Origin of the sequence: Thalassoglobus polymorphus (genome assembly GCF_007744255.1) — a bacterium.
Classification (GTDB): Bacteria; Planctomycetota; Planctomycetia; order Planctomycetales; family Planctomycetaceae; genus Thalassoglobus; species Thalassoglobus polymorphus.
On record NZ_CP036267.1, the window covers coordinates 4,781,394 to 4,807,824 of the forward strand.

The following is a 26,431-nucleotide window of genomic DNA, read 5'->3' on the forward strand; positions in this document are numbered from 1 at the left end:
TTGCTCATCGCTGAGCAACCTGCTGTTGTCGTAGCTTTCCGAGCGTTTGCAGAAAATCGCCGGGAAGTGGAGCGATAAATGTTTCCCAACGACTTGTGATCGGGTGCGAGAACTCGAGTTGTACAGCGTGCAAGGCGTGTCGCTTGATGGGAAATCCTGTTTCGACAGTGCGGGACTCACCGTCGTTCAGATCGGAATAGTTCGGATGGAATTTTCCGTGGGCCTTATAGAACTCATCACCCATGAGCGGATGACCAATGTGGGCAAAGTGAACTCGAATCTGGTGATTCCGGCCTGTGACTGGACGTGCCAGAACCAGAGTGTGATTTGGAAAGCGTTCAAGCACACGGAAATTCGTCTTGGAAATTTTCGCTTTGATGGCATCGGGGCGGCAAGACATCAAGACGTGTCTGCCAGAGCGAGCCCGACCGATAGGGCGGTCGATACGCCCTTCGTCTCGTTCAATCACACCCTCAACAATTGCCAGATAGCTTTTAGAGACACGGGACGCTTCAAACTCACCCGCGAGTTTCGCGTGAGCGTTGTAAGTTAACGCAACTGCGATCGCTCCACTGGTTTGGCGATCAAGACGATGGACCATCCCCGGCCGTAATATGCCTTTCGTTCCACTCTGTCGATTGAGGAGATGTTGCAATCCGTTGACAAGAGTTCGGGATTGTTCTTCACCCACCGGATGGACGATCAGGTCGGCTGGTTTGTTGACCACGATCAACCATTCGTCCTGATAAATTATCTCAAGCTCCATTGCTTTCGGGGCAAGAAGTTTGTCAGGCGGTTCGATCAATCGAACGCTGACAGTTTGCCCTCTGAAGATACGATCTGTTTGTTCGGCAACAGAATTGTTGATTCGTACTCCTCCGGCAGCGACGATACGCTGTATCCGCCAGGGGGTGTAGTTTCGAAGATGTTTGACAAGAAAAGAATCAATGCGAATTCCACTCAGAGAGCGATCAACAATGAATTCAAATGTGTGTGGTGAATAAGTCGGCAACTCAGGGAATTTCTTTATGTAACTGTCACTGTCGAAATAAGTGATACCCTCGGCGAATTGAATTTGAACATGTTACGCAGAACGCGATAATGTTTTTCACACGAAGTACACTCTTCTGTCTATGATACTATATCGCCCAGAGAGAAGATTGTCTGGCGTCGTCGGCGAACCTTATCGAGGTCATGGAGAGTCCACGCTGAATACAGGAACTGTTGAGGACTGGCTCACCTCTCTTGGAGATCGCGGAGGGACTTTACGATGCGCCCCCCCCTCGAATTAAGAGCAAACGGCTCTTTGAAACTCCGAAGCAGTCTGCCCACTGAAATTTCATCTATTTGCGAGAAATTAACGTGCAAAGAATTCAACACGCCAGTGATATCCGATTTTATTTTGCGATCCCATTTTCGTTCATGCTGTGCCTCTTCGCTGCCACAGTCGTCGCGGCGGAAGAAGAGAAAAAGTACGGTGAATTGACCCTCGACGAATGGAGTCAGCTCGTCAAATCGTCTGATTTCAAGACTCTGGGTCAACCCGTTTACGTGAATGGTCTGACTTCTATTGTCAAAGATGAAGAAGCTCCCTGGGCAAGTCGACGTCAGGCAGCTGAGACGCTCGGGCGGATTGGTCAGGATGCAAAGTCTGCGATTCCACTCCTCGAGGAACTTCTGAAAAATCCCGGTGACCGGCCAGTCGACACCCGCTTATGGGTGCTGAAGTCGCTTTCATTGTACGGGACAGTTGCTGCCGATCTTGACGTGCAAATTCGTGACATCATCCTCAACGAAGAGTTCCCGCATCTCATTCGCGTGAACGCCATGGAAACCCTGGGGCGAATTGGCAAGAATGGAAATGTCGCGCTCCCAACTTACCTTAAGGTTTTGCAAGAAAAATCGAGACAAGAGCAAGCAGGTCAGAACGAGTTGCGTGTGGCAGCAGTTGAGGCACTCTGGATTTTAGGGCCAGCAGCGGCACCAGCACTCTCTGCATTGGTGGATGCCGCAAGAGAAGACCGGGTTCCAATGCGACTCGCTGCGATCACGTCGATTGGTCAAATTGGGCCGCGCGGAGAAATTGCGATTCCGACATTGGTCGATGCGATTCTCTTTGATGATGCTGGCGAAGTGCGAGAAGCCGCTGCCGATGCTCTTGGGAAAATTGGAAGTGATTCCATCAGAGCATTACAGCACTTACAGAAAGATCATGACGAGAGTGTTCGCCGATACGTGATCCGTTCAATCAAGCAAATGAAAACATCTGACGAAGTCACACAGTTACTTGAAACGGGATTGCAGGACTCCTCAGAAATCATTCAAACGGAAGCTGCCGCGGAGGCTCTCCGGCGCGATGTCACACATCAGGCAGCTCAGCAGATTCTGCTTGACCATCTTGGTGCCGTTGAGCGAAGAGTACGATTGAATGCGTATCAAGCACTCGACGAACATTTGGAAAAGTCACCTGCATTACAGCAGGCGGTCCTTAAAATTGCGAATGATCTTGATATTCCTCCTCTGGAACGATCCTCTGCAAAGAAGCTGTTGAGAAAGCTAACGTTCGATCAACGAGAGTCACCGAAGTCGCAAAACAATTAACGTCGCAGTTGTTTATCTGGCAGATGCGTGAGAAGAGAATCGCGTTCGAGCGTCGAGATAGTTTCCCAGAGCCTCTCCGTAAGGGGTCGTTGTCTTCATCGATGCGAAGTCATAACGAGAATGACCGCAAAGTTCTGTCAGACTTTTCTGGAACTCAGCGAACTGCGTGAGATAGATGGACCGCAGGCGATGCGGGTCAACAAGAATGCGGTCTCGGGTCTGTTCCAGGCTGCGAAATTGCGTTGGTTTGCTGAACGGAAATTCTTCTTCCTCTGGAGCGAGGATCTGAAAGAGCATCACTTCGTGGCGATTTCGCTTGAAGAGTTGTACTGCCTGCTTGAGTGTGTCGATGTTGTCGAAGAGGTCACTCAAGATGATGATCAAGCTCCGTCGCTTGAGAGTCGGAATCGCGGAGCTGAAGATGTTCCCCAGACTCGTTTCTCCCGCAGGTTTGCAATCTTCCAGCACCTTCATGACTTGCTGAAAGCTCTTCTGGCTGGTTCCCGGCTCGATTCGTTCACGGATTTTTTCATCAAAAGTCAGCAGGCCGATGGCGTCTCGTTGAGCATGCAGCAAAAAGGTGAACGCTGCAGCGAGCTGTTTCGCGTATGCAAACTTTGAAAGAGTACTCTCTCCGTAACTCATGCTTCCAGAACAATCGAGGAAAAGATAAGCCCGCAGGTTCGTTTCTTCTTCATATTCCTTAATGTAGTACTTTCCGGTTTTCCCGTAGGCACGCCAGTCGATGTGGCGAATTTCGTCGCCGGGGTAATACTGACGATGCTCAACGAACTCAACGCTTGTCCCTTTGAAAGGACTCTTATGCTGGCCGATCATATACCCTTCCACGATTAGCTTAGCGATGACACCAAGGTTGCCAAACTTCGCCAATGCGCTGGGATCATGTAACGGAACATCTTTTGCCACAATCGAACCTGTCGTGTTGAGACTGATCGGTTGAATTCTATTCCTGATGTTTGATCAGGCCCGACGAGAGGCGTTGCCAGAAAATTTCACTCTCACAAGTCTTCTCGGAAAATGTTGACGCTCGGCCAAATCAGGTAGGAGGAAACACAACGCATGGGAAGCTCTGTTCACGTTCAGATTCAGTCGTTTGCTTTGACCTGGTGAACACTTTTCAAGCTCTGCGTTTTCCCAATGTTCAATATCGTAACTCAATCGAGTTTGATCCGAAATCATCAGACGCGAATACCAATTCGAAAAACTCTACAAGGTCGGCATCAAAGAGGAGCGGTTCTGCCTTTCGTTGAATGAAAAACCGTTACAAACCGCAAGTACAGTCTCGCTTGCGATTCTTTCGATTGTCCGGATCTGTTGCGTTCGAGCAGCAGGCGTTTTTGACCTACGTTTGGGATGAAACCTCTCATCCTCTCGGAGCTTGAACGTGTCGTCATTGCCAGAACAAGATCAACAGCTCTCCTTCTGGAAGAGAGTGTGGACTCAGTTTCGTGCCTGGCTGCAATTGAATCTTTGGCCAGTCCTGGGCTTAGTCGCGGTAACGTTTCTCGTTTATGCACCGGTTGTGAATTTTGGATTTCTGAATTGGGATGACACCTGGTACATCGTCCAGAACGATCTCATTAAGAGTTGGAATCCGGTCAATCTCTACAAGATTGCGACAGAACCGGTCGCCAGAAATTTTGCTCCGCTGACGATCGGAACTTTTCTCGTCGAGCACACTTTGTGGGGGTTGTGGCCGGGAGGTTATCACCTGACGAACGTCCTCCTGCATGCTGTGAATGCCGTTCTTGTTTACAGCTTGGTTGAACGAATTTCAAAGAATCAACTCGCTGCCTGGGGGCTCGCTGCACTCTTTGCTTTGCATCCACTACAAGTTGAAACTGTCGCTTGGATCTCTTCTCGGAAGACACTGCTCTCAACGACTTTCATGCTGGCAGGTCTCATCTGCTGGTTGAGGGTTGAGAGGACTTCTCGACATGAAGGGTGGGGCATCATCTGGTTGCTGCTGGGATTATTGAGTAAAGCCTCTGTTGTTGTTGTCCCGCCGATTGTGGTCGCTTGGGATGTTTTGATTGGTAAAAAGAAATTCGCCGACTCGGCAGCCAAGCAGATTATCCCGATGTTTTTCTGTGTCATGCTGATCTTCATCACAATGTCTGCACAAACAACAATTGTGGGCGGAGTGCGAAGCCATATCGGTGCGAGCAAACTCTGGATCTTCGCGATTGACTGCACAGTGCTATGGCGATATGTCGGCATGATGTTTGTCCCGAACGATCTCTGTGTCTTATACGATCCCGAGACATCTGGCATTGCGGGATGGATTGCACTTTCTGTTGTGAGCTGGATCGGCCTGGCTGGTCTCGCCTGGAAGTTCCACAAACGCTACTCGATGACCGTTTTCTGTTTTGTTAGCTGGATTTTATTGCTCATTCCAGTTTTGAACCTCTTCCCCATCACGACCTTAATGAACGATCGGTATCTCTATTTACCGATGGTCCCCTTCTTCTGCGGAGTGCTCCTTGGAGCAAAGGAGATCTGGAAATCATTCCAACTTCCACAGCTTTCAAAGCGATTTGCGATGGCACCTCTTCTGAGTTGCGTGGCGATCGTTTCAGTTTATTGCTGGGGGACATTGACCTACTTGCCCGTCTGGTCGCAACCTCTGACACTTTGGCATTACGCCAAATCAGAAACCCCAACACTCACCGTTGTGCAAATTCAATGGGCATTGACTCTGCAAGACCTTGGTGAAACGGACGATGCCAGAGAAGCATTGAAATACGCACTCGCCCACTGCAATCCTGACGAACTGGACCAGAAGAGAATCCAACGAATGCTCGATGAATGGGATCACGGAACACAAGGAGATGAAGAGACATAAGGCTCGATGCGTTCGGTTTACTCCCGCGTCTTTACAGTTCTTTCAGCTGAGTTCGTGCCTGTTCGGTGAGTGAGTCGAACTCTGGATTGTTGCCGTATAAGCGGATGATCGCCTGAAGCTTCTTTTTACTGCCGATGGTTTTTCCTTCCTGCTCCATCTTCGCTGCCAGATCGAGTTGCTCCTTGACGAATTCCGTTCGGTCACTCGTAGAGCCGACGGCAGTTTTGATTTTTTCACTCTGTTGTCTGGCAAGATTGAGGAAGGGGCGATTTTCGTCATCATTGGTGAGAACGTGCTGCATCGCCTCATATTTCTCCAAGCTTGTCAATCGGTCCCCAAACTTTTCAAATTGTTGAGCTTCCACATAAAGTCGCTCTGCTTCAGATTGAGGATCGCGACCGAAGCGGACATTTGTTTCGATCTTTCTCTCAGCGCGATGCATTCCAATCTGGTCGAGCCAGCCCGTAATTTCTGATGCGTGCTGACTCTCTGGAAATCGTGTTTGCAGAGAGATTAAGTCTCCTTCAACTCGAGTCCAGTCTGACGGATTTGAACTCGCCATCGCCTCAGCTGCCCGAGCGTAAAGGCGGCCTTCGCTGCGAGAATATTGAACGATGCCAGCGATTCCACCGAGGACCAAAACAAGCGTCAAAATCAGGAACCAACTCTGTTCGTAAAAGGCTCCTTTCTGGTTTGTGGAGTCCTTTTTCTTCTTTTTCTGGCGTTCTTTTTTATCGTATTTAGCGGTGAGAAGGCTCTTCCCCTGTTTGGTCGACTTGAGCAGGCGTTCTTCTTGGGCTTCGACTTTCTTGGGGATCTCATTAAGTTTCATGATGAGAAACGGCGCGTCCCAGGGACGTTCATTCGCATCTTTCTCAAGCATGCTGTGAATCAATTTTGAAAGCCACACAGGGGTTTCAGGAGCGAGGACCGAAATCTGCGGCGGTTCTTCTTGAATGTGTTTGAACAGGACTTCCACTTCGTTTTCACCAGTGAAAGGAGGTTGCCCTGTGAGCATTTCAAACAGAACACAGCCGAGCGAATAGATATCGCTTCGAGGAGTGACGAGCGATTTCCCCGTGATTTGCTCGGGAGACATGTACGCCAGAGTTCCGACAGTTTTTCCGGTTTGCGTCAACGCACTTTCGTGCATATCGCGAGCGATGCCGAAGTCCGCAAGCTTGATGTACCCATTCTTGTCGATCATTAAATTTGCTGGCTTCAGATCGCGATGGATGATCCCTTTTCCATGAGCATATTCAAGAGCCTTGGCGACCTGAATTCCACATCCGATCACCTTTTGCCAGGACTGTTTACGCTTCTTTTTCAACAGGTCCGCAACAGAACCGTTCTCGACAAACTCCATGATGTAGAATTTGCGTTCGTGAATCGCTCCAGTTCCTAATGAACGAACGATGTTTGGATGCTGGCATTTTTTGAGGATGTCAATTTCGCGAGTGAATCTTTCATTGACATTCGAGTCCGTCGAGGACTTTTCATTAAGAATCTTAATCGCGACCGGCTGGCCGGTTTCGGAGTGTTCTGCTTTAAAAACGACACCCATCCCTCCCTGGCCAATTTGTTCTTTGACCAGAAACGGCCCGATTTGTTCAGGCATCTCCATCGTGGAAGGTGTTGGTGTCGTCATGCTTGGTTCCCGCTTTTCGTCTCATCTATCTAAACCAAGAGGAGAATGTATGCACGCCACATGCCGAATCCAGAAACTTTGTCCGAAACTGCAAGCAATCATGGAAACGCCACCCGTGCATATCTAAGAGGTTGCAGCTCTCTTGATTGAAAAACGTGTAGAAATACTAGAGAAACGCAATATTGACTCAACCATTTTGGAGAGTGTGGCTTCCTCTTGAATCTTCCATAAGGTCGCAGAACGAGATGCTTTACCAAGGAACACTCCTGCTGCGATGTGGCTTACTTTTCTGACATTCGATCATTCTTGCACGACTTTGTGCTTCATTGTGCAGCACTTCCACGGACTGTACTGAAAGGGGCTGTCAGTGCTCTAACGCCTCATTAATGTCGCCCACGCCAGCGTTTGAAACTCCAAGTAAGTGGGCTTCTAGAGCATCTTTCGAATTGCTTTGCAGGATCTACCACGTGGCAAACAGCATTTTTATTAGGGAAGTGCGTTCTTCACGGGCACACGGTAGAACAAACTGCTCTAACTAGAGATATAAGCAGCAGAGAGGAAATGTGACAACGAATCGATTAGAGTGAAGTGGGTAGGATGAATCAATTTTGAACTCTTGCTTGAGACAAATTTGATTCACCTCTGGTTGTGGCCTCTGGGCTATGACCACTTTGTTGAGACGTGGATTAGATTCTTCTTTGTGAAGAACGAACTCGATGTTGAAAGGAAAACAAATGCTTAAGAAATCGACAACTTTAGGAATGACATTCTGCGCACTCATGGGGATGACAGTCTTGCTGTCACCAGCTCAAGCGGAGGATAGTAAAGAAAAGCATGGCCATGCAGACCATGACCATGCGCATGCCCCAATGTTTACGGAGGGTGTCGTCGTTTTGCGCTCCACAAAAGGAAACAAAGTTCGAGGTCGCCTGACGTTGAAACAAACCAAGTCCGGAGTTCGTGTTACCGGGCGTGTGACTGGCCTGACTCCTGGTGAGCACGGCTTCCATATTCATGAATTTGGAGACCTTCGAGCTGCCGACGGAACAGCTGCCGGTGGACACTACAATCCTGATGGACACGATCACGGTGCTCCCGGGGATCACGAACGACATGCTGGGGACCTTGGAAACATCACAGCAGATAGTGAAGGTGTCTCCAAAGTTGATATCACTCAAAAAGATTTGAAGCTTCACTTTGTGATTGGTCGTTCAATCGTCGTCCACGCTGGAAAAGATGACCTGAAGAGCCAACCTTCTGGTGATGCTGGGCCACGTGTTGCAGTCGGAGTGATTGGAATCGCTCAACCTGCGAAAAAGAAGATGAAGAAGAACTAGAGCATTTTTCGAATTGGCTTGCAGCATCTACCTCATGGCGAACAGCATTTTGCTAGAGAAATGCGTTCTTCACGGGCACACGACAGGGCAAACGGCTCTAGTCGATCAACTCTTTGTTGTGAAATAGTAAACGCCGCGTTCGGGAATTCCGAACGCGGCGTTTTTTTTCTGAGAGAGCCATCTCTTTACAGAGTCAATCAGCACTCCTGTACGCTATTGAGAATTGTTCTTCTTTGGAGTCTGCTTGGGCTTCTGCCTCTGACGTCGCGGGTTCTGCTTGAGTTTCAACGACGGCGGATTGGGCTCGACCGAGCCGGTATCGTCCGGGACTTCAAGTTCCGCTTGCAGGCGTTTGATCTCTGCCTTCAACTCTTTGACAAGCGACTTGTATTGCGGCTCGGCATAAATGTTCGTCATCTCCAGCGGGTCCGCTTCCAAGTCGTAGAGTTCCCATTCGTCAATATTGTAGAAGTGAATCAGTTTGTATCTGTCAGTTCGAACTCCATAGTGACGCCTGACCATGTGGGCGGTACGGCGATTGTTTAGAAATTCGTAATAATGGTAGTAGTGCGATTTCCGCCAGTCGTCGGGGGACTCTCCTTTAAGTAGAGGAACCAGACTATGGCCTTGCATATCGTTGGGAACATCGAGTCCTGCAATGTCCAGAAACGTTTCTGCAAAGTCGATGTTCGAAACAAGATGGTTATCCTTCGAGTTCGGTTTTGTGACACCTGGCCAGCGAACGAGAAGTGGTTGACGATATGATTCTTCATACATGAAACGCTTGTCGAACCAACCATGATCACCCAGATAGAATCCTTGATCAGAGCTGTAAATGACGACAGTGTTCTCAGTCAGCCCAGCCTCATCCAGGTAATCAAGCATGCGGCCGATGTTGTCATCAACCGAAGCAATGCAGCGAAGATAGTCTTTGATGTACCGTTGATACTTCCAGCGGACCAGGTCATCGCCTTTGAGATTGGCTTTGCGGAAAGCTTCGTTTTTCGGTTCGTACGCAGCGTTCCAAACTTCGAGTTGTTCTTCATTCAAATATGGCGGGGGAGTCAACTTGAGATCTCGCGGTGTCATCGTTTTAGCGATCGACATGTCTTGCTCGTGAGCGGCACGTCCTCGGGTTGAATAATCATCGAACAGGTTTGGCGGTTCGGGGATTTCAACGTCGTCAAACATGTGCAAGTAGCCCGGCCCCGGAGCCCATTCGCGGTGTGGGGCCTTATGCTGATACATCAGCATGAACGGCTTTTCATCGTCGCGGGAATTCTTCAGCCACTCCAACGCGAGGTCGGTGATGATCTCTGTCGTGTAGCCTGTATATTTCGTCCGTTTCGGATTCCCATCACCCTTCTCGTCGCGGAGCATCAGTGGGTTGTAGTATGGTCCTTGACCAATCAGCACTTCAGAGTAGTTGTAGCCTTGCGGGGGCATGTGCTCACCCAGATGCCACTTTCCGATGACTGCTGTTTCGTAGCCAGACTTTTTCAGAAGTTTCGGAAATGTTTGTTGAGTCCCATCGAACTTGTCGCCATTTGTGCGAAACCCGTTGAGGTGGCTGTACTTGCCAGTTTGAATAACCGCTCGTGACGGTCCGCAGATCGAGTTTGTACAGAAGCAATTCTCGAAGAGCATCCCTTCATTGGCGATGCGATCGAGATTCGGAGTTTTGTTGATTTTCGATCCGTATGCACTGATCGAGTGCGAAGCGTGATCATCTGTGAAAATGAACAGGATATTCGGGCGCTTATCGGCAGCCTGAATTGCTGCCGTCAACGTGAAGAAGGCTGCCATGAATGTGAGAAAGGGGTTACGATTCAGCATCTGCTCAATATTCTCCATCGTTGGTTTGTTGATCTCTGAGTTGTTCTCAACGATCATCCGGTTTCCCATCTGAGTGGTCAAGCGAGTCGAAGTAGAGACGGCTCAACCGTTCATCTTCCTGACATTCATTTCACCTACCTGGACTTCTATCGAAATGCCACAAACGGCACTCATCACCGGAATCACCGGACAGGATGGTTCATACTTGTGTGAACTCCTGCTTTCTAAAGGGTACTGCGTCCACGGATCAACGCGATCAGCGGAAAGTGAGAGTCTGAATCACCTGAAAGCGGGACTCAACAAAGCACGCTTGCCTGAAGATCCTCTCGACTCAGTCTTGAAGATCCATCAGTTGGATTTCGCCAGGGACGAGGCGACAAGTGAATTTCTCGACAAGCACAAGATCGACGAAATTTATCACCTTGCAGGGCAGACTCGGGTTGGTGATTCATTCGATCATCCCACAGCCACGTTCAATGCCAACGTAAAACCGACTCTCGCGTTGCTCGAAGCGATTCGGGCATCGAGCAGGTCTCAATCAATCCGATTCTTTCAGGCGAGCAGTGCCGAGATATTTGGTGGAACGGAAGAGTCTCCGCAATCAGAATCGACTCAATACGCACCTCGCTCACCCTATGCAGCCTCGAAAGTTGCCGCTCAATCATTGGTCGAATCGTATCGAGAAGCTTACGGTCTGTTTGTTTGCTCAGGGATTCTTTACAACCATGAATCACCCCGGCGTTCTGCCGAGTTTGTCTCTGGAAAGATCGTTGATGCCGCCGCACGCATTGCTCTCGGAGAAGAACATAAACTTGTTTTAGGCAACTTCGAGACTGGTCGTGACTGGGGCTTTGCAGGCGATTATGTTGAAGCGATGTGGATGATGCTTCAGCATGAAGCGCCGAAAGACTATGTGATTGCGACCGGAGAATGGCACTCGCTGCGAGAGTTTTTAGAAATCGCATTTCAAACGGTCGGACTTGATTGGCAAGACTACACAACATCCGATCCGAAATTCTTCCGACCAGTTGAGCCAACACGACTCGTTGGAGATCCGACCCGCATCAAAACTGATCTCGGTTGGCAACCCCAAACGACTTTTGCCGAGATGATCGAAGCGATGGTCAAGCAGCGAATCGTGCAGAGACGCAGCGAGTCAGAGTAAAAACATATTTCACCACACACTTAAAGTGTGCGGTGAAATCGAATTCGTTCGTTGCTCAAGATTGCACTACAGCATCTTTCGAACTGGCTTGCAGATTCTGCCTCGTGGCGAACAGCATTTTTACTTGAACCAGTCCGAAAACTTCTGGAATAGCCGCCCGTCTCAATGTTTGAGAGAGCAATGTCAACTCACAGGACCAGCTCTAGAGAAATGCGTTCTTCACGGGCACACGAAAGAGCGAACTGCTCTAGATCATCTCTCGAATTGCTTCCAGGATCGGCCGGGGCGATCAACCCGAAATGTGACAAGTCGCGTCGACTCGACTTCCGTCACGTAAACGGAACGTCCATCGGAACCACCAAAGCAGAGATTACTGGGCCGCATCCCTAACACGTGGATCTCACGCAATACTTCTCCCGTAGGAGTCATCTTCACGACAGTCCCTTTCCCGTATCGAGTCAGATACAAATTGCCGTCGACATCCGCACGCATTCCGTCAAAACCGTGATCCGGAAACTGTCGGATGAGCCGCTTGTCTATCAGCTTTTTCTCATCAGTGATGGTAAACGCCCAGACGTTTCGTTGACGACTTTCGTTGACGTACAGGGTTTTCCCATCCGGACTCACTTCGATCCCGTTTGTCGTTCCGAGATCGTTGGCAAGTCGCGTTGTCGTTCCGTCAGGGTCGATTCGCCAAAGTTGTCCTGTTGATTCCTTCCAATTGGGATCGCTGGCGTACAGAGTTCCATCGTCCGCGATTGCGATATCGTTTGGCTGATTCATCGCTGACTGCTGAGCATGCAGCGAGACGGCGCGCGTTTCAGGATTGATCCGCCAAATTTTATGGTTGACATAATCAGCAACAAACATTTCTCCCCCTTGCCCAAAGCGGATGCCATTTCCGACACCCTTCTCAGGGAGATTCACGAAGATTTCCCCTGCTCCATCAGGAGTGACTCGTCCGATCGTCCCCTGTCGGGAATAATTCACAGCATAGATATTGCCTTGAGCATCGCAGGCCGGACCTTCGATGCCAGGTGTAAACTCACCAGGTCGAGTCACCGCACGAGCAACCCACATAGGTTCTTCTGGTGAAAAAACGATATCCGAGCCCCCTCCAAACTTTGCTGGAAGTGGCATGTTTTCAAACTCTGCATCAGCTGCTCCCAACCGAAACTGCCACCTTCCCGCAAGCTTCATCTCTCGCTGTGCGGAGTGAAGTACCGGCGCCGCAGTGAGTGCAGATGTCGCTCCAGGAACATGAAGCGTCAGCAAGTTGTAATCACCGACTACGATTGATTCCCTTGCAATTGTAAAACTTTTCCCATCCCGAGATCCCAGCTCTTTGCCGTTCACCCATGCCCGAATCCCCCCTTCTGAAGTCGGACTTGTCAGCCGGAAAGAAAGTGGTTGCCCCTTTTCAATAAAAGACGTTGAAAGATAGAGCACACAACGATACCAGCCAGAGCCATCGACTTCTTTCAGAACACCCTGCGAAGCACCCTCCCACGTCGACGGGACAGCTACATTCACCCAATGCTCTCGATATTCTTCTTCCGGAGTCAAAGACGGAATCGATTCTGGCACAGCCTGATCAACTCCCCAGTAGACAGCGTTCGCCAGGAGCCGTACGAATGAGGCTTGCTGAAAATCGTCCGGATGCCCCAAGGCGACATAGAACGACTTCCCGCCATCGGTCCGAGTGTATGTCCACGCAACCGGGTCCGCGTCATGACCTTTGACAGAACCTTCCATAATCACATTCGCCCCGGATCGCAAAGGACCTGTTTTATATTGATGACCACTCTGCACAAACGGCGTCTCATCAATCCCGGTCGAGACGACATGTTCTCCACTTGCAGGAGTGAGCTTCACGGTCGAACGAAGTTCATCTGGATAACTTCCGTGGTAGTTACCGCCAAAAACATCGGCATCGAACTCCGGCCAGTCCCTGTAACCTTCAGTAACTTCTGAATTCCGCAAGGCGAAGGCATGGCTGGATGTACGTAGACCGATCACCGGTTTTCCAGCGGTAACATATTCACGAAGAATCGACATGTCCTCTTCGGGCAAGAGACGCCGCCTGACGCTCAGCAGAAGCAGGTCAGCATCGCGGATCACCTCAAAGCCGGGAATTGAGTATGGGTTCTCTTCATCGGCGTGCAACACAGTCACTCGAAAGTCGCGACCGAGTGCCTTGACTGCGAAATCGGGAAGCGTCGCATGCGAACCATACGGCTTCTCAGCGATGACCATCACGACGTGCGGACGGCTGTCTTTCGAAAATCGGAACGGTTCCCCACCAAGAATCTGGTCACTCGTGATCGTTGGGCAAATGTATCGTTCAATGTGCGAAACGATCAGGTCATTCCCTGTGAAGTGAGAGACATATGGCCATCGCTGAGGGTTGTACATGGCATCGGTCATGTCACTCATCAAGACAACCCGTTTACCATTCCGTGCCATCTGCCGCAGACCAAACGGACGACCAAGCACACACATATTGACATGCACACCAGTCAGAATCACATTTTTGATTCCGCGACTTTCGAGCACATTCCAAACTTCATCCCCTCGATCTGAAATAAAATCTCGCGCCGCGTCGATGGAAATCAAAGCTGATTGTCGTTGCCAGGGAAGGTTCGGAGCGCGTCCCAGCTCGATTAACTTTTCGCGCCAGACTGCATGCTCTTGAGGATCGTCGTCCTCTCCTCCATCCGACTGATCAATCGGATAGGCAGCACGTTCTTCAGATGGAATTTGCGAACACCAATCGCCGATCGCATGTGGAACTTGCTTCGCACGAGGGGCAGCCATGGCTCTTTCCCGAGCAGCATGCCCCTCATAAGCGGGCATGCAGTCACTCGGTGAATGAATAATCGTCACTCCTTGATCGCGAGCCTTCTTTAATACCGCATCGAGTCGAGGTGCAAACTCCTCCAGTCGACGGACAGCGTTCAGGCAATGATGATAGTCCCAGACATCACAAACAATGATCGCAGTTTCGGATGGAGACCAGGACTCCATCGTGGTGACTGGCAGAAACCGCCCCGTTCCAACACCCGATTCCTGTTGTGAATGTAGTTCCAGTTTGAGCTGCTCCAATTCAAGCGGTTCAGCAGCATGACTCGTGGTGGGCAACATGATGTTCGACAACATGATGGTCGGCAACGCGGTTCCAAAGATCAGTGCCAGAAAACGAACTGACGAAAATGAATGTCGCTTGAGCATGTCGATCCAAATGGGCTGAGCTATTCCGGGGTCTTACATCGATGCAACTCAGTGTAACACGATTGAGTCACACGTGAAGCTCTCTCAGACAAACGGTTCTACGGTCCACCAATCAATCCTCACACCACTTTCTCAACAACGTCATGACAGTTGCTCGGTGTTTTTGAAAATCCTTCCCTGCTCCGTTCCGAGCCATCGCAAAGACCAGCCGCTTATCAGGATTGACGACCAGAAGTGTTCCGCATCCGCCAGCGTGGCCATAGCTTCCCGGTCCTAAATACTGACCAAAGTCTTGAAACCCAATCCCGTACTTCGTTTTCAAGTCGGGGAAAAATGGAGTGAGCAACGTGGGCAGAATCGCATCGTGAGTTTCCTCTGAAATCACTTCCAATGAACCATATTTTCCTCTGTTACTCAACACCACACCGATACGTGCCATGTCTTCTGCTGAAAAGCCAGTTCCCCCCGGAAGCATGTCGTGAATCCCAAGTGGCGAGAACATGTCTCGCTCCATCGCATCCCAGTAGTTTCGCCCTCGTAAAAGTTCCAGCGAACGAACCGAGAGAATCACGCCAACGACGCCATACCGAGACTTGCTTCCGGGATTCCACTCTCGTGGACAATGTGCAATCAGACTCTCATTCCAAGCGTGAAAATAAAACAATCGTCGAAATGCGAGTTCCCACGGAAAGTGAATTCCGGTCGCGTGAACGTGACCGGCTCGGAATGTCAGATTGCGATCCTTCGCACTGTTGAAGTCTGGAAGAAAGTTACCAATCGGTTCGTCTAGCTGAATCGCACCTTGATCAACATACATCGCAAGTTGAAGGCCAATGAGTGGCTTCATGGCTGAGTCCAGCCGCATCGGAGTATTGACAGTCACATTGACAGTCGCTTTGTCACCTTCCACTTCTCCGTACCCTTGCGACAGGACAACCACGCCGTCTTGTGCGACCACGACCGCCATCGGTTCTTGCGACGCTGCATACCATTCATCAAGTTTGAGCTTGAGTTCCTGGACCTGCTCTTCAGAAATTCCAGTCTGATCAAGTGGCCCGTTGTGTAACGTCGGGGCCGACGCGCCAGTAAGTTTTTTCGGTACAGCTTTCACCAGTGGAGTCTGGTCGATCCCCATGAGTTTACGTTTCAGCCGCACATGTCGAGTGGCGTTCTCCATTTGCAATTGGCCCGGACGAAGCGAACTCGCTGGACGATCTGAATCAAGCAGCGCAGCCAATTCGACGGCCCCTGCTTCGGTCTTTTTCCAGCGATCCAACAGTGCAGTCGCTTCTTCACGTTGACGATCAGAATTCTTGCCAGCCTCAACCGTTCCAAGACTCTTCTCCGTGAGTCTCTCATGGGCGAATTTCGTAAGATCCAGAGACTTCACAACACAACAACAAGTCATCGCTCGACGTAAAGGAGGTCCGTCGGGAACAGGCGCTTCGCCGTATGCATAGTAGCGTCCCGGTTCGCTGGCAACCTGCACTGCTTCGAACTGATCATTGAACCAGCGAGTCGGAATCGTCGCGTCATCGAGCACCTGCGAAACGAGATGAGGGTGCTCCCAAACCAGTTCGGGCAACTGTTGGCCTTGCCTTAGAATGAATCCAACGGGCGGCGAGAACTGCTGCTCACCGAAATGCCTGCGAAGTTCCAACGCACTGGAACGGAGTTCATCTCCAACAGATTGTTGCCCCCACGCGACCGAGGCTACAACAAGGAAAATGGTAGATACCAAGCAGCTACAGAACCCGGTCTTGTGAACCATAACGATGTTGGTCTCTTGTTATCTGCTGATCCACAATCCATCCACAACTGGCTGGACCACTGTGACATGAAACTGTGACATGAACATGTGATATGGCAGTTTGTCGTCAGTCAACTCATCCCACTTCTGCAAGCGGCTGCGCCTCATCCAGGATATATTGAGGACGGCCTTGAGGGTCGATCAGGGCGACTTGGCTGGCATCGATACCGAGGTTTTTATACAGCGTGGCAAAGACATCCTTGTAGGTCACCGGACGCTCGATGGTCTCAGCTGCAAGGCGATCTGTTTTCCCGATCACTTGACCGGTCTTCATTCCACCCCCCGCAAGGAAGCATGGACCGACGCGCGGCCAGTGATCTCGACCACCGTTGGAATTGACTTTCGGAGTCCGTCCAAATTCTCCCCAGGCGACGATCGTCACATCATCCAGCATTCCACGTTCCTGCAAGTCGGTCACAAGTGCATGGAGCCCAAAATCGACGATCGGCATCAGCGTGTTGATGCGTCCGAAGTGGTCTCGATGCGTATCAAAGTCGCTGATGGAAACACTGACAACACGAACCCCCGCTTCGATCAATCGTCTGGCGAGCAGGAATTTCTGCGGAGCATTGGGGCCTTCACTGGTGTAAGAGGCAAGCTTATCCGAACTTGAGGGAGCAGTGAACTTCTGGATGACTTCCGGGTCCTCCCGAGAAAGGTCCATCGCCTCAGCAAGCTTTCCAGAGGTCAAAATCCCGGTTGCCTGTTGATGGAACTCATCCATCGCGTCCATCATTCCAGTCGCGTCGACTTTTCGTTGAATGCGATCCAAACCAGAGAGCAACGACTGTCGATGGTCGATTCGAGAAACGGTCAAACTTTCATTGAGCTCTAGACTCATCTGATGGTCTGCACCGAGTCGTCGAAGTTCTCCTTTCATTCCCGCTTCAAGTTCGCGCTCGAACATCTTGGAAATGTCAGGGCGAAACGGTTGATAAGCTGGACCAAGGAAACCCGGGCGTGCGCTGTTCCGCACGAGCGGCCGACCTTGCATGATGTCGACAAATGCGGGAGCGGAATCGGTGGGACTTCCAAACAGCTTGTTGATCACACTTCCCATTGCAGGCCGACCACCGAGAGAAGCCAAGTCCTTGAAGCCATACCCCGATTGACATTGAAAAGCATCGTGACGACCGGCAGATTCCACGAGGGTTCGTATGAAGACAAACTGCTCAGCGATCGAGGCCACCTTGGGCATCAACTCAGAGATCTGAACTCCAGGAATCGATGTGGAAATCGGTCCGAACTCTCCGCGAATTTCTGCAGGAGCATTCGGTTTAGGATCAAGCGTTTCCCACTGAGGCGGACCACCATCAAGATGGATGTTGATCACCGCCTTGCGAGAGTTCTTGATGCCAGCATAAGCCTCAGCTTTCAACAAACTCGCCAGCGTCAAGCCACCGAAACCGATTGCGCCAGCGTTGAGAAATTCGCGACGCGTCAAACCATCGCAATGCTGAACAGGCGCTCCCTGAAACCGAATCATTTGCACAGACCCCGAAGAGATAATTTTAGTCGACACTATCATATCACATTTCGCTGATAATACTGCAAGCCCTGATTGGAATTTCACTCCATTCGCAAGTTCCTCGTTTCCATGACAGGGTGAAATGAGCTAGACTCGGGTTTACAAATTGCCCCACACGGAACCGGCTTCTGTCGCGTTCCGTGTTTTTTATGGCCTGATTGGTCCTGACGAATACTGAAAGCGATCGCAATCTGTGCGACTGAAAGCAACTTCAGAAGGACTATTCGAATTTCTTAGACAACTTAAGATTCGAGACCGAACACCCAGTCTCTGGGGCGGGTCGAATCACGGAGAAGACGAGGAGAGATTATGGCACCGCAACCGATTACCCGAGAAGGCTTCGAAAAAATCAAGGCAGAAATCAAGCATCTCGAAGATGTCGTCATGCCGGAAATCGCAGAGAAGATCGCTGAAGCGCGCGCAGAGGGAGACCTCAAGGAGAATGCCGAATACCACGGGCAACGAGATGAGCAGGGTCGGGTGGCCGCCAAAATTTCCCAACTCAAGTCTCGCCTCAAAGACTGCGAAATCGTCGACAAGGCGGACATGCCCAAAGGCGTCGTCACTTTTGGCTCCACAGTGACCATCAAAGATCTGGATATGGATGAAGAAGAGACTTACGAATTCGTCGGACCTGGCGAAGAAGACTACGACGGCCCGATCATGAAGATCCTGACCACCAGCCCGATTGCGACTGCGCTCATGGGTATGAAAGTCGGAGAAAAAGTCAGTATCGAGCTCCCACGCACAACGATGGATGTCGAGATCATCAAGATCGTCGACCACGGTGAAACCTAACGTACGTTTCAAAAGAGATGCGTGACCTTATCTCATGGACCTGATAGATGGATTAGAAAATAACCACGCTTCACGAACATCCGAAACACGAAAGTGTTCGCCCCTTACCGGTTACTGTCGTGAGACTGTCATAAGTTGGATTTAGCAGAGTGTTGAACCCTGAGTGAGATGAGAGCATCTTTCGAATTAAACAAACGGGTCATCCAAAGAAAAAAGCCCCTCACAATTTGTGAGGGGCTTTTTTTATTCATTCAGTCGATTCGAATTTGATTACGAATCCAAAGCTGCTTGAGCGGCGGCCAAGCGAGCGATTGGAATTCGGCGTGGTGAACAACTGACGTAGTTCAGGCCGATTTCGTGGCAGAAGAAGACTGACTTCGGATCACCACCATGTTCTCCACAGATTCCGATTTTCAGATCTTTCCGTGTTGAACGACCACCTTCGACACCGATTTTCATCAACTTGCCAACACCAGTTTGGTCGACAGTCTGGAATGGATCGGCAGGGACAATATCGTTTTCCTGATAGTAGCCGATGAAACCCTTGTAGTCGTCTCGACTCATTCCGAGAGCTGTTTGGGTCAGGTCGTTTGTTCCGAAGCTGAAGAACTCTGCATCTTCTGCAATTTCATCAGCTGTCAAAGCAGCACGTGGAATTTCAATCATGGTTCCGACCATGTATTCAACTTCAACGCCTTGCTCTTCAAAGACCTTCGCTGCGGTCTCACGAATGACCTTCGCCTGGTTTTCGAATTCTGTTTTGAAACCAGCCAGCGGAACCATGACCTCTGGGTAACAGTTAATTCCTTCTTTCTTCAAGCCACAAGCAGCTTCGAAGATGGCACGGCTTTGCATGGCTGTGATTTCAGGAAAGACAATTCCAAGCCGGCAACCACGATGCCCAAGCATTGGGTTAGTCTCTTCCAGTTCTTCAACTCGTCGCAATACAGCTTCTTCACTGACTCCGAACTCTTTGGCGAGTTTTGGTCCGAGCGTCGGATCATCGTGCATGTGATGCTTCGACAAGAACTCGTGGAGTGGTGGATCTAACAGACGAATTGTAACGGGACGGTCACCGAGTGTTTTAAACAGGTGGGTGAAGTCTTCACGTTGGAATGGAAGAAGTTTAGCGAGTGCCTTGGCACGATCTTCCGGTTTGGTCGAGAAGATCATCTCCCGAATTTCGTCAAGGTGATCGAAGAACATGTGCTCTGTTCGACACAGTCCCACACCTTCTGCCCCCAAAGCAACAGCAGCCTCAGCGTCGTCCGCTTCAGCATTTGCTCGTACGTTGAGTGTACGGTACTCATCCGCCCATTTCATGAGTTGCTCGTAGCGAGCGTATGTTGGAGCATCTTCGGCATTCAAGTTACCGAGAAGAACTTCCATGACCTCAGAAGCTGAAGTATCGATCTGACCGTTGAAGACTTCGCCAGTAAATCCGTCAACTGAGATCCAGTCACCCTCTTTGAGGACAGTGTCACCAACAGTAACGGTGCCTGCTTCGTAGTTGATGTTCAGTTGATCACAACCACAGACACAGGTTTTCCCCATTTGACGGCTCACGAGAGCAGCGTGTGAAGATGCTCCCCCGAAGGCTGTCAAAATTCCCTTGGCAACTTTCATTCCTCGAAGGTCTTCAGGGCTGGTTTCGCGACGAACAAGAATCAACTGCTTGTCGTTGTCTTCGTTCCACTGAGCTTCAGCATCTGAAGCGTGGAAAACAATTTGACCAGAAGCCGCACCAGGACCGGCGTTGATCCCTTTAGCCAGGAGACGATTATCTTTCTGAGCCGCTTCCTTGGCTGCCGGATCGAAGATCGGCTGAAGAAGTTGGTTCAAATCGTCAGCAGGGATACGACGCTTTTGCAATGCAGTCTTTGGATCAATCAGACCTTCGTTGACGAGGTCGACAGCGATACGGACAGCTGCGAAACCGGTTCGTTTCGCGTTCCGAGTCTGGAGCATCCAGACCTTACCTTTTTGAACTGTGAACTCGATGTCCTGAACATCTTTATAATGATTTTCGAGCTTCTTCCCGATTTCTACCAACTCAGCGTAGGCTGCCGGATCATCTTGCTCGAAAGTCTCTTCGACACGTTTCGGTGTGCGTGTTCCTGCCACAACGTCTTCACCTTGAGCGTTGATGAGGTAGTCACCGCAGAAACCAGGTGTTCCGTCTGAGCAGTTCCGAGTGAGTCCCACACCTGTTGCACAGTCGTTTCCAAGGTTTCCGAAGACCATTGCCTGTACGTTAGTGGCAGTTCCCCAAGTGTGAGGAATTCCGTATTGACGACGGTAGACAATCGCACGGTCGTTCATCCAACTTCCAAAGACCGCACCAATGCAGCCCCAAAGTTGTTGCATTGGATCTGTAGGGAACTCAACGCCAGCATGTTTTTTAATGACAGCTTTGAACTCAGCCACGATCTGCTTGAGTTGATCGACAGTCAAATCTTTCTCGTGCTCAACACCGGTTGACTCACGGGCTTTGTCGAGAATGTCTTCGAAGTGGTCTGGATCGTTCTTTGATTCTGGCTTAAGACCAAGAACGACGTCACCGTACATTTGGATGAAACGGCGGTAACTATCCCAAGCGAAGTGCTCGTTTCCTGACTGTTTAATCAGAGCAGCAACGGTATCGTCATTAAGTCCGATGTTGAGGACAGTGTCCATCATTCCTGGCATCGACTCACGAGCACCTGATCGGCAAGAAAGAAGAAGTGGGTTTTCTTTGTCGCCAAACTTGGCTCCCATGACTTCTTCGGTGTTTTTCAGCCCAGCGAGAACTTGCTCTTCCAGACCTTCAGGATACCCACCATCGTTGTCGTTGTAGTGAATACAGACTTCGGTTGAGAGAGTAAATCCGGCGGGTACGGGCAGGCCAATCTTATTCATTTCTGCCAGATTCGCTCCTTTTCCACCAAGGAGATTCTTCTGAGATGCATCTGCATCTGCTTTTCCGCCACCGAAGGTGTAAACATACTTTGACATGGTTTTTCCTTACCTTGACCACATCTGTGCGGAATCTCCACACAGAGTATTGAAACAGGTGATTGGTGATTTTATCCCGAAATCCCAGGAGTCGGGACATCGTCAAGAAGGTCTCTGAGCAACTTCGGCGCAGATTTTCTCTTCATTCCTCGAAAGAAAAATGGACACTAACGACCCATAACACGGACTTCAAGTGTTCGCAGCCCGGATGCCGCCATCGTCCTTGAATCGAGAATTTCAAAACCGAAACGTTGCTTCCACTCTGAACCGACAAGCAGAAAAGCCCAAGGCAACCAAGCCATTGGGCTTACTGTTTTCGTATGCGATCACGCTGTGCCAACCTGTACTACGCCAGATTTGCTGCGTTGATCTGCAATATCAGAGTGTGAACCACTGACTATTTTGAAGCAGCTTCGTTCAGATCAACCGTAAATGGTTCCCGAACGACAGGAAGATCGACCATTCCCGATCGAATCAAGCTGACAGGAACTCGTCGGCGAACAACTTTCCCATCTTCGACGACTCGAATCTTCTGTAAATTCTTCTTGAACTTACGTCGAGTAATACCAGTCGTTTTACGACCGTTACCGCCGAGGTACTTGGGTTTACCACGCTGTGACACGCTGTTCCCGATGGCTGGCTTATTCTCACCATACAGCTTGTGTTTTTTTGCCAGTTTTGCTCGTTTATTTTTTTTCAACGTACTCATGGGAACAACTCTTTTTGACTTCTCAGTCGGATACTGTTCAAAATTGAGAGCGGGCGATTGTAATCATTCGACCGAATGACTTCAATTCCATCACACGAAAAGATTTTCCCGCACGAAATCTTCGTAACTCATTCCCTGTAAACGCTTTCCACACCTCACATAGCAGGAGTGAGACGACTTTCGGAGTTTGCAGACTCGTACATTCTTGCCGCGCGGAACAGTTTCGCCTCTTCAAAGGCTGGTGCGAGAAGCTGAACTCCGACTGGAAGCCCACTTGCGGTTTGTCCAGCCGAGATCGAAATTCCGGGAATTCCTGCCAGGTTTGCCCCGATCGTATAAATGTCGTTGAGATACATTTTGAGTGGATCATCGACTAATTCCCCAAGCTTGAAAGCTGGCGTTGGGCTGGTGGGCGAGAGGATCACATCAACATCCTGAAATGCCTTTTGATAATCCTCAGCGATCAGACGCCGAACTTTCAAAGCTTTCAAATAGTAGGCGTCGTAATATCCGGACGAGAGAGCATAAGCTCCGAGCATGATACGGCGCTTCACTTCAGGTCCAAACCCTTCTCCGCGGGAAGCTTCATACAGATCTGCAAGGCTCATGTTCCCATCAGATGAAGCTCGATGCCCATAATGAATTCCATCGTAGCGTGAGAGATTACTTGAAGCTTCGGACGGAGCAATGATGTAGTAAGCTGCCACACCGTACTTCGCGTAGGGCAACTCGACTTCTTGAATTGTTGCCCCCTGTGATCTGTAAGATTCAATCGCCTGTTCAGTTTTATCGCGGACCTCGTCGTCCAGACCATTGCTGAAGTGTTCCGGCACGATCCCGATCTTCAAACCTTTGAGCGGTTCTTCAAGCTGATCGCTTAAAGAAGATGTTGGAACATCAACTGATGTCGAATCTCTGCGATCATGCCCCCAGACCGATTCCAGCAACAAAGCAGCGTCTGCCACATTTCTCGCGAATGGTCCAATCTGATCGAGAGAACTTGCAAAGGCGACGAGACCATACCGCGAAACCCGACCGTAAGTCGGCTTCATTCCGACCACTCCGCAAAACGATGCAGGCTGACGGATTGATCCACCGGTATCGGAACCGAGAGCAAGCGGAACCATCCCGGCAGCGACAGCGGCAGCGGACCCACCACTTGATCCGCCGGGTGCTCGTTCGAGATCCCAGGGGTTGTTCGTTTGTTGAAAGGCTGAGTTTTCGCAAGACGACCCCATCGCGAACTCATCCAGATTTGTGCGACCGACCAGAACCGCACCCGCAGCTTTTAACTTCTCAATCACATGTGAATCATAGACTGAAGTGAAGTTCTCCAGCATTTTACTCGCACAAGAAGCTTTCCAGCCTTCAACACAAATATTGTCTTTGATTGCAATCGGAATCCCAGCCAGCCGACCGACTTTTTCCCCGGCAGCTCTTTGTCGGTCAATCTCCTCAGCTTGCTGGAGTGCAGAATCGGAGCAGACTTCCAGGAATGCGTTGACGTTGCCATCGACAGCCTCGATCCGGCCCAGATGTTGTTGGACGAGTTCGACGCTGGTGGTCTCACCAGACTGAAGTTGTGCGAGTTGCTCGCTCGCGGATTTGTAGTGATTCACAGCTCAAAGTCTTTCAGGACAATATACTTGGGCGATGCATGCATGTTTGTAGAGGATTTCAAACCTCGACAACACCCTTTGCAAGGAGGGATCTTCTCAGTAGCTGAGAGGCCAAATTCAGTGTTCTGTACCAATTTTCAAAAGTCAGGATCTCGAGACGATCAACTTGAGAGCCTGCATTCAGATGTTTCACTCTTTACCTGACACTCTTAGCCAGGGCTCAGTGAAACACTCTTTTCAGTAGCAGCCAAACAGGTCGTGCTAACTTCCTTCCAAAATTTGTGGAACGAGGAAGTATTTCCCGTCGGTCTTTGGAGCATTCTCCAGAGCCGTTTCTCTTGGAAGCGAGGCTTGCACTTCATCGCTCCGAAAAACGTTCGTTACATCCGCAGCGTGTGCCATGGGCTGAACATTGTCGGTATCGACTTCGTTGAGCATCTCAACGTAGCCGAGAATATGCCCCAACTGTCCGGCAAACTGCTCAACCTCATCGGGAGTCAATTTCAGTCGGGCCAGCTTGGCAACTTTTTGAACATCTTCTGTACTTAAAGTCATTGGGTTCCACCACTTTCAATAATTCCGCCGTTGAACTTCAATGCCGAGCCGCTCCACAGTCCAAACGTGATCCACTGAACGCCGAACCTTTTGAATTCACCCTGCATGATGATGGGCACATTGACATGATGGGAACATTGGCGGGCATATTCCAGCCTGATCAACGAGAACGTCAACCGAAGGGACTCAATTGATTTTCCGTGATCATTGCACCACAGTTCAAGGGTGCTGCAAACTCGACGATTTTGATTTCTTTGCGAACAATAACACAAGAGTCGGGTCTGACGAAGCAGAAAGAAAGAGCAACATGTCCACATCGACAAAGTTACCCCTGATTCTCAGTGAGCGAAGCCACCAGACCCGAGACCTCGCGATCAGCTTTTTGATGCAGCAGGGCGTCGAAAATCCGCAATGCCTTTCCCTGGCTGCCGGACTCGTTGATCCTCAGACTTTGCCTGTTCAAGATGCACTCCAGGCAGCTTCTCAGGTTTTATCGACAGAGGAATCAGGCCGCAGTGCCCTTCAATACGGAACAACACAGGGGAGCCTCGGATTAAGAAGCGAGTTGCTGAACCATTTTGCTTCGCTGGAAGGGGTCGAGGCAAAAGATCTCGGTATCGATAAACATCAATTGATCGCAACAACCGGGTCACAGCAATTGCTCTCACTCGTTAGCGAAGTTCTCTTCGATCCGGGTGACATCTGCCTCGTTGCAGGCCCAACATACTTTGTTTTCGCGGGGAATCTCACAGGAGTTGGAGCCAGGTCAGTCACCATTCCGGTCGACGATTACGGAATGCAGCCCGAGGCCCTGAATGCCGCACTTGAACAAATCGACTCGATGCAGGAGCTTCATCGAGTAAAAATGATTTACGTTGTCAGCTATTACGACAACCCAAGCGGAGTTTGTGTTGCCACCGAACGGCGTCAACAAATTGTCGAGATTGCTCAGAAGTGGTCCCGAGACCATCGCATTCTCGTCCTTGAGGATGCCGCATATCGAGAACTCCAGTACGACGGAGAAGTTCATCCCAGCTTGTGGTCATTCGATAAGTCACGCGACCATGTGATTTATACTCAAACATTCTCAAAGACATTTTCCCCAGGAATTCGCGTGGGGTTTGGAGTCCTTCCGGAAGATTTGGTCACCCCAATCTGCGACCGGAAAGGGAACGAAGATTTCGGCTCATCCAACTTTAATCAGCACCTCATCGCAGAGACACTAAAGAGCGGGCGATACACTCAGCACCTTCAAAACGTTCGAGAAGGATACCGCCAGAAACGTGACTCAATGCTCGCTGCAGCTAAGAAATACTTTGAAGACCTCCCAGGAGTCTCGTGGATCTCGCCTCACGGCGGCCTTTATGTCTGGATGTCTTTACCTGAAGAAATCGCAACCGGGTTTGACTCCCCGCTCTTCAAGGAAGCTGTCGCCAATAAGGTCATGTACGTTCCGGGAGAACTCTGCTACGCCGGCCCAGTTGAGAATCGGCCGAAACATCAAATGCGACTCAGCTACGGAGTACTGACACCAGAAAAGATTACCGAAGCGATGAAACGACTCGCGGTCTCAGTGAAAAATGTTATGGCAAACAATGCTTAAAGCTCCTCTGCACATCTTGTCTGAACGCGATTTTGCCTGAACGCGATTGAACCTGATCGTTGAAGGCTCGGGGGCTTCCTTGACGGGAGCACCCCAGCCATTCGAAACGACTATTCGAAACGACTATTCGA

General features: G+C 50.1%; 18 protein-coding genes. 6 read left to right on the forward strand and 12 right to left on the reverse strand.

The features are described from left to right. Window positions 1–4: 4 nt before the first annotated feature. Window positions 5–1,012: an RluA family pseudouridine synthase gene (locus Mal48_RS17240; protein WP_231739661.1), complete on the reverse strand. Its 1,008-nt coding sequence runs from the start codon at window positions 1,010–1,012 to the stop codon at window positions 5–7. A 350-nt stretch (window positions 1,013–1,362) separates the two neighbouring features. Between Mal48_RS17240 and Mal48_RS17245 the strand changes: the two genes are divergently transcribed. After that, on the forward strand, window positions 1,363–2,601 hold the full coding sequence (locus tag Mal48_RS17245; RefSeq protein WP_145202395.1) for a HEAT repeat domain-containing protein: 1,239 nt from the start codon (window positions 1,363–1,365) through the stop codon (window positions 2,599–2,601). A 12-nt stretch (window positions 2,602–2,613) separates the two neighbouring features. Here Mal48_RS17245 and Mal48_RS17250 read toward each other — a convergent pair whose 3' ends face one another. Beyond that, window positions 2,614–3,528: a DUF58 domain-containing protein gene (locus Mal48_RS17250; RefSeq protein WP_231739663.1), complete on the reverse strand. Its 915-nt coding sequence runs from the start codon at window positions 3,526–3,528 to the stop codon at window positions 2,614–2,616. A 478-nt stretch (window positions 3,529–4,006) separates the two neighbouring features. On the opposite strand from Mal48_RS17250, the gene Mal48_RS17255 reads away from it, so the two are divergent. Next, a complete protein-coding gene (locus Mal48_RS17255; RefSeq protein ID WP_145202398.1) occupies window positions 4,007–5,467 on the forward strand; it encodes a hypothetical protein in 1,461 nt (486 codons plus the stop codon). A gap of 31 nt (window positions 5,468–5,498) precedes the next feature. On the opposite strand, the gene Mal48_RS17260 is transcribed toward Mal48_RS17255, so the two are convergent. After that, window positions 5,499–7,115 carry a serine/threonine protein kinase gene (locus Mal48_RS17260; RefSeq protein ID WP_145202401.1) on the reverse strand — a complete coding sequence of 539 codons (1,617 nt, stop codon included), beginning with the start codon at window positions 7,113–7,115 and terminating at the stop codon, window positions 5,499–5,501. A gap of 734 nt (window positions 7,116–7,849) precedes the next feature. On the opposite strand from Mal48_RS17260, the gene Mal48_RS17265 reads away from it, so the two are divergent. Beyond that, complete coding sequence (locus Mal48_RS17265) at window positions 7,850–8,452, forward strand: superoxide dismutase family protein (protein ID WP_231739666.1); 603 nt, start codon at window positions 7,850–7,852, stop codon at window positions 8,450–8,452. A 213-nt stretch (window positions 8,453–8,665) separates the two neighbouring features. Here the strand turns inward: Mal48_RS17265 and Mal48_RS17270 are convergent, their stop codons facing one another. Beyond that, window positions 8,666–10,258, reverse strand: a complete 1,593-nt coding sequence (locus Mal48_RS17270; RefSeq protein WP_145206341.1) for a sulfatase family protein — start codon at window positions 10,256–10,258, stop codon at window positions 8,666–8,668. Window positions 10,259–10,442: 184 nt separating this feature from the next. Here Mal48_RS17270 and Mal48_RS17275 point away from each other — a divergent pair, with 184 nt between their 5' ends. Then, complete coding sequence (locus Mal48_RS17275) at window positions 10,443–11,453, forward strand: GDP-mannose 4,6-dehydratase (protein ID WP_197442310.1); 1,011 nt, start codon at window positions 10,443–10,445, stop codon at window positions 11,451–11,453. Window positions 11,454–11,705: 252 nt separating this feature from the next. On the opposite strand, the gene Mal48_RS17280 is transcribed toward Mal48_RS17275, so the two are convergent. The 3 genes from Mal48_RS17280 to Mal48_RS17290 all read right to left on the reverse strand — a co-directional run bounded on the left by Mal48_RS17280 (window position 11,706) and on the right by Mal48_RS17290 (window position 18,016). Then, the gene (locus Mal48_RS17280) at window positions 11,706–14,684 is read right to left on the reverse strand and encodes an SMP-30/gluconolactonase/LRE family protein (RefSeq protein WP_231739672.1); all 2,979 of its coding nucleotides are present in this window, start codon (window positions 14,682–14,684) and stop codon (window positions 11,706–11,708) included. Window positions 14,685–14,796: 112 nt separating this feature from the next. Further along, window positions 14,797–16,455, reverse strand: a complete 1,659-nt coding sequence (locus Mal48_RS17285; RefSeq protein WP_145202407.1) for a serine hydrolase domain-containing protein — start codon at window positions 16,453–16,455, stop codon at window positions 14,797–14,799. 115 nt (window positions 16,456–16,570) lie between these two features. Beyond that, window positions 16,571–18,016, reverse strand: a complete 1,446-nt coding sequence (locus tag Mal48_RS17290) for a DUF1501 domain-containing protein (protein WP_231739675.1) — start codon at window positions 18,014–18,016, stop codon at window positions 16,571–16,573. A gap of 315 nt (window positions 18,017–18,331) precedes the next feature. Between Mal48_RS17290 and greA the strand changes: the two genes are divergently transcribed. Continuing rightward, window positions 18,332–18,820, forward strand: a complete 489-nt coding sequence (gene greA / locus Mal48_RS17295; RefSeq protein ID WP_145202410.1) for a transcription elongation factor GreA — start codon at window positions 18,332–18,334, stop codon at window positions 18,818–18,820. A 270-nt stretch (window positions 18,821–19,090) separates the two neighbouring features. On the opposite strand, the gene ppdK is transcribed toward greA, so the two are convergent. The 5 genes from ppdK to gatC form a co-directional block, all read right to left on the reverse strand. Further along, on the reverse strand, window positions 19,091–21,814 hold the full coding sequence (gene ppdK, locus Mal48_RS17300; protein ID WP_145202413.1) for a pyruvate, phosphate dikinase: 2,724 nt from the start codon (window positions 21,812–21,814) through the stop codon (window positions 19,091–19,093). A gap of 167 nt (window positions 21,815–21,981) precedes the next feature. Next, window positions 21,982–22,116, reverse strand: coding sequence for a hypothetical protein (locus Mal48_RS23775; protein ID WP_261341957.1), 135 nt, complete (start codon window positions 22,114–22,116; stop codon window positions 21,982–21,984). 95 nt (window positions 22,117–22,211) lie between these two features. Beyond that, the gene (locus Mal48_RS17305; RefSeq protein WP_145202416.1) at window positions 22,212–22,523 is read right to left on the reverse strand and encodes a L28 family ribosomal protein; all 312 of its coding nucleotides are present in this window, start codon (window positions 22,521–22,523) and stop codon (window positions 22,212–22,214) included. A 155-nt stretch (window positions 22,524–22,678) separates the two neighbouring features. Next, window positions 22,679–24,142, reverse strand: a complete 1,464-nt coding sequence (gene gatA, locus Mal48_RS17310; protein ID WP_145202419.1) for an Asp-tRNA(Asn)/Glu-tRNA(Gln) amidotransferase subunit GatA — start codon at window positions 24,140–24,142, stop codon at window positions 22,679–22,681. 261 nt (window positions 24,143–24,403) lie between these two features. Beyond that, window positions 24,404–24,697, reverse strand: coding sequence for an Asp-tRNA(Asn)/Glu-tRNA(Gln) amidotransferase subunit GatC (gene gatC, locus Mal48_RS17315; RefSeq protein WP_145202423.1), 294 nt, complete (start codon window positions 24,695–24,697; stop codon window positions 24,404–24,406). Window positions 24,698–25,004: 307 nt separating this feature from the next. On the opposite strand from gatC, the gene Mal48_RS17320 reads away from it, so the two are divergent. Next, window positions 25,005–26,300 (forward strand): aminotransferase-like domain-containing protein, encoded by a 1,296-nt coding sequence (locus Mal48_RS17320; protein ID WP_145202426.1) that lies wholly within the window; start codon window positions 25,005–25,007, stop codon window positions 26,298–26,300. Window positions 26,301–26,431 lie beyond the last annotated feature (131 nt).

What these genes read in the sequence shown, in the direction of transcription:
- gatC (WP_145202423.1), bottom strand. Translation starts at nt 24,697, where the DNA reads ATGACTTTAAGTACAGAAGATGTTCAAAAAGTTGCCAAGCTGGCCCGA.
- ppdK (WP_145202413.1), bottom strand. Translation starts at nt 21,814, where the DNA reads ATGTCAAAGTATGTTTACACCTTCGGTGGCGGAAAAGCAGATGCAGAT.
- Mal48_RS17270 (WP_145206341.1), bottom strand. Translation starts at nt 10,258, where the DNA reads ATGGCAGCCTTCTTCACGTTGACGGCAGCAATTCAGGCTGCCGATAAG.
- greA (WP_145202410.1), top strand. Translation starts at nt 18,332, where the DNA reads ATGGCACCGCAACCGATTACCCGAGAAGGCTTCGAAAAAATCAAGGCA.
- Mal48_RS17285 (WP_145202407.1), bottom strand. Translation starts at nt 16,455, where the DNA reads ATGGTTCACAAGACCGGGTTCTGTAGCTGCTTGGTATCTACCATTTTC.
- Mal48_RS17320 (WP_145202426.1), top strand. Translation starts at nt 25,005, where the DNA reads ATGTCCACATCGACAAAGTTACCCCTGATTCTCAGTGAGCGAAGCCAC.
- Mal48_RS17305 (WP_145202416.1), bottom strand. Translation starts at nt 22,523, where the DNA reads ATGAGTACGTTGAAAAAAAATAAACGAGCAAAACTGGCAAAAAAACAC.
- Mal48_RS23775 (WP_261341957.1), bottom strand. Translation starts at nt 22,116, where the DNA reads ATGGCTTGGTTGCCTTGGGCTTTTCTGCTTGTCGGTTCAGAGTGGAAG.
- Mal48_RS17260 (WP_145202401.1), bottom strand. Translation starts at nt 7,115, where the DNA reads ATGACGACACCAACACCTTCCACGATGGAGATGCCTGAACAAATCGGG.
- Mal48_RS17265 (WP_231739666.1), top strand. Translation starts at nt 7,850, where the DNA reads ATGCTTAAGAAATCGACAACTTTAGGAATGACATTCTGCGCACTCATG.
- Mal48_RS17275 (WP_197442310.1), top strand. Translation starts at nt 10,443, where the DNA reads ATGCCACAAACGGCACTCATCACCGGAATCACCGGACAGGATGGTTCA.
- Mal48_RS17280 (WP_231739672.1), bottom strand. Translation starts at nt 14,684, where the DNA reads ATGCTCAAGCGACATTCATTTTCGTCAGTTCGTTTTCTGGCACTGATC.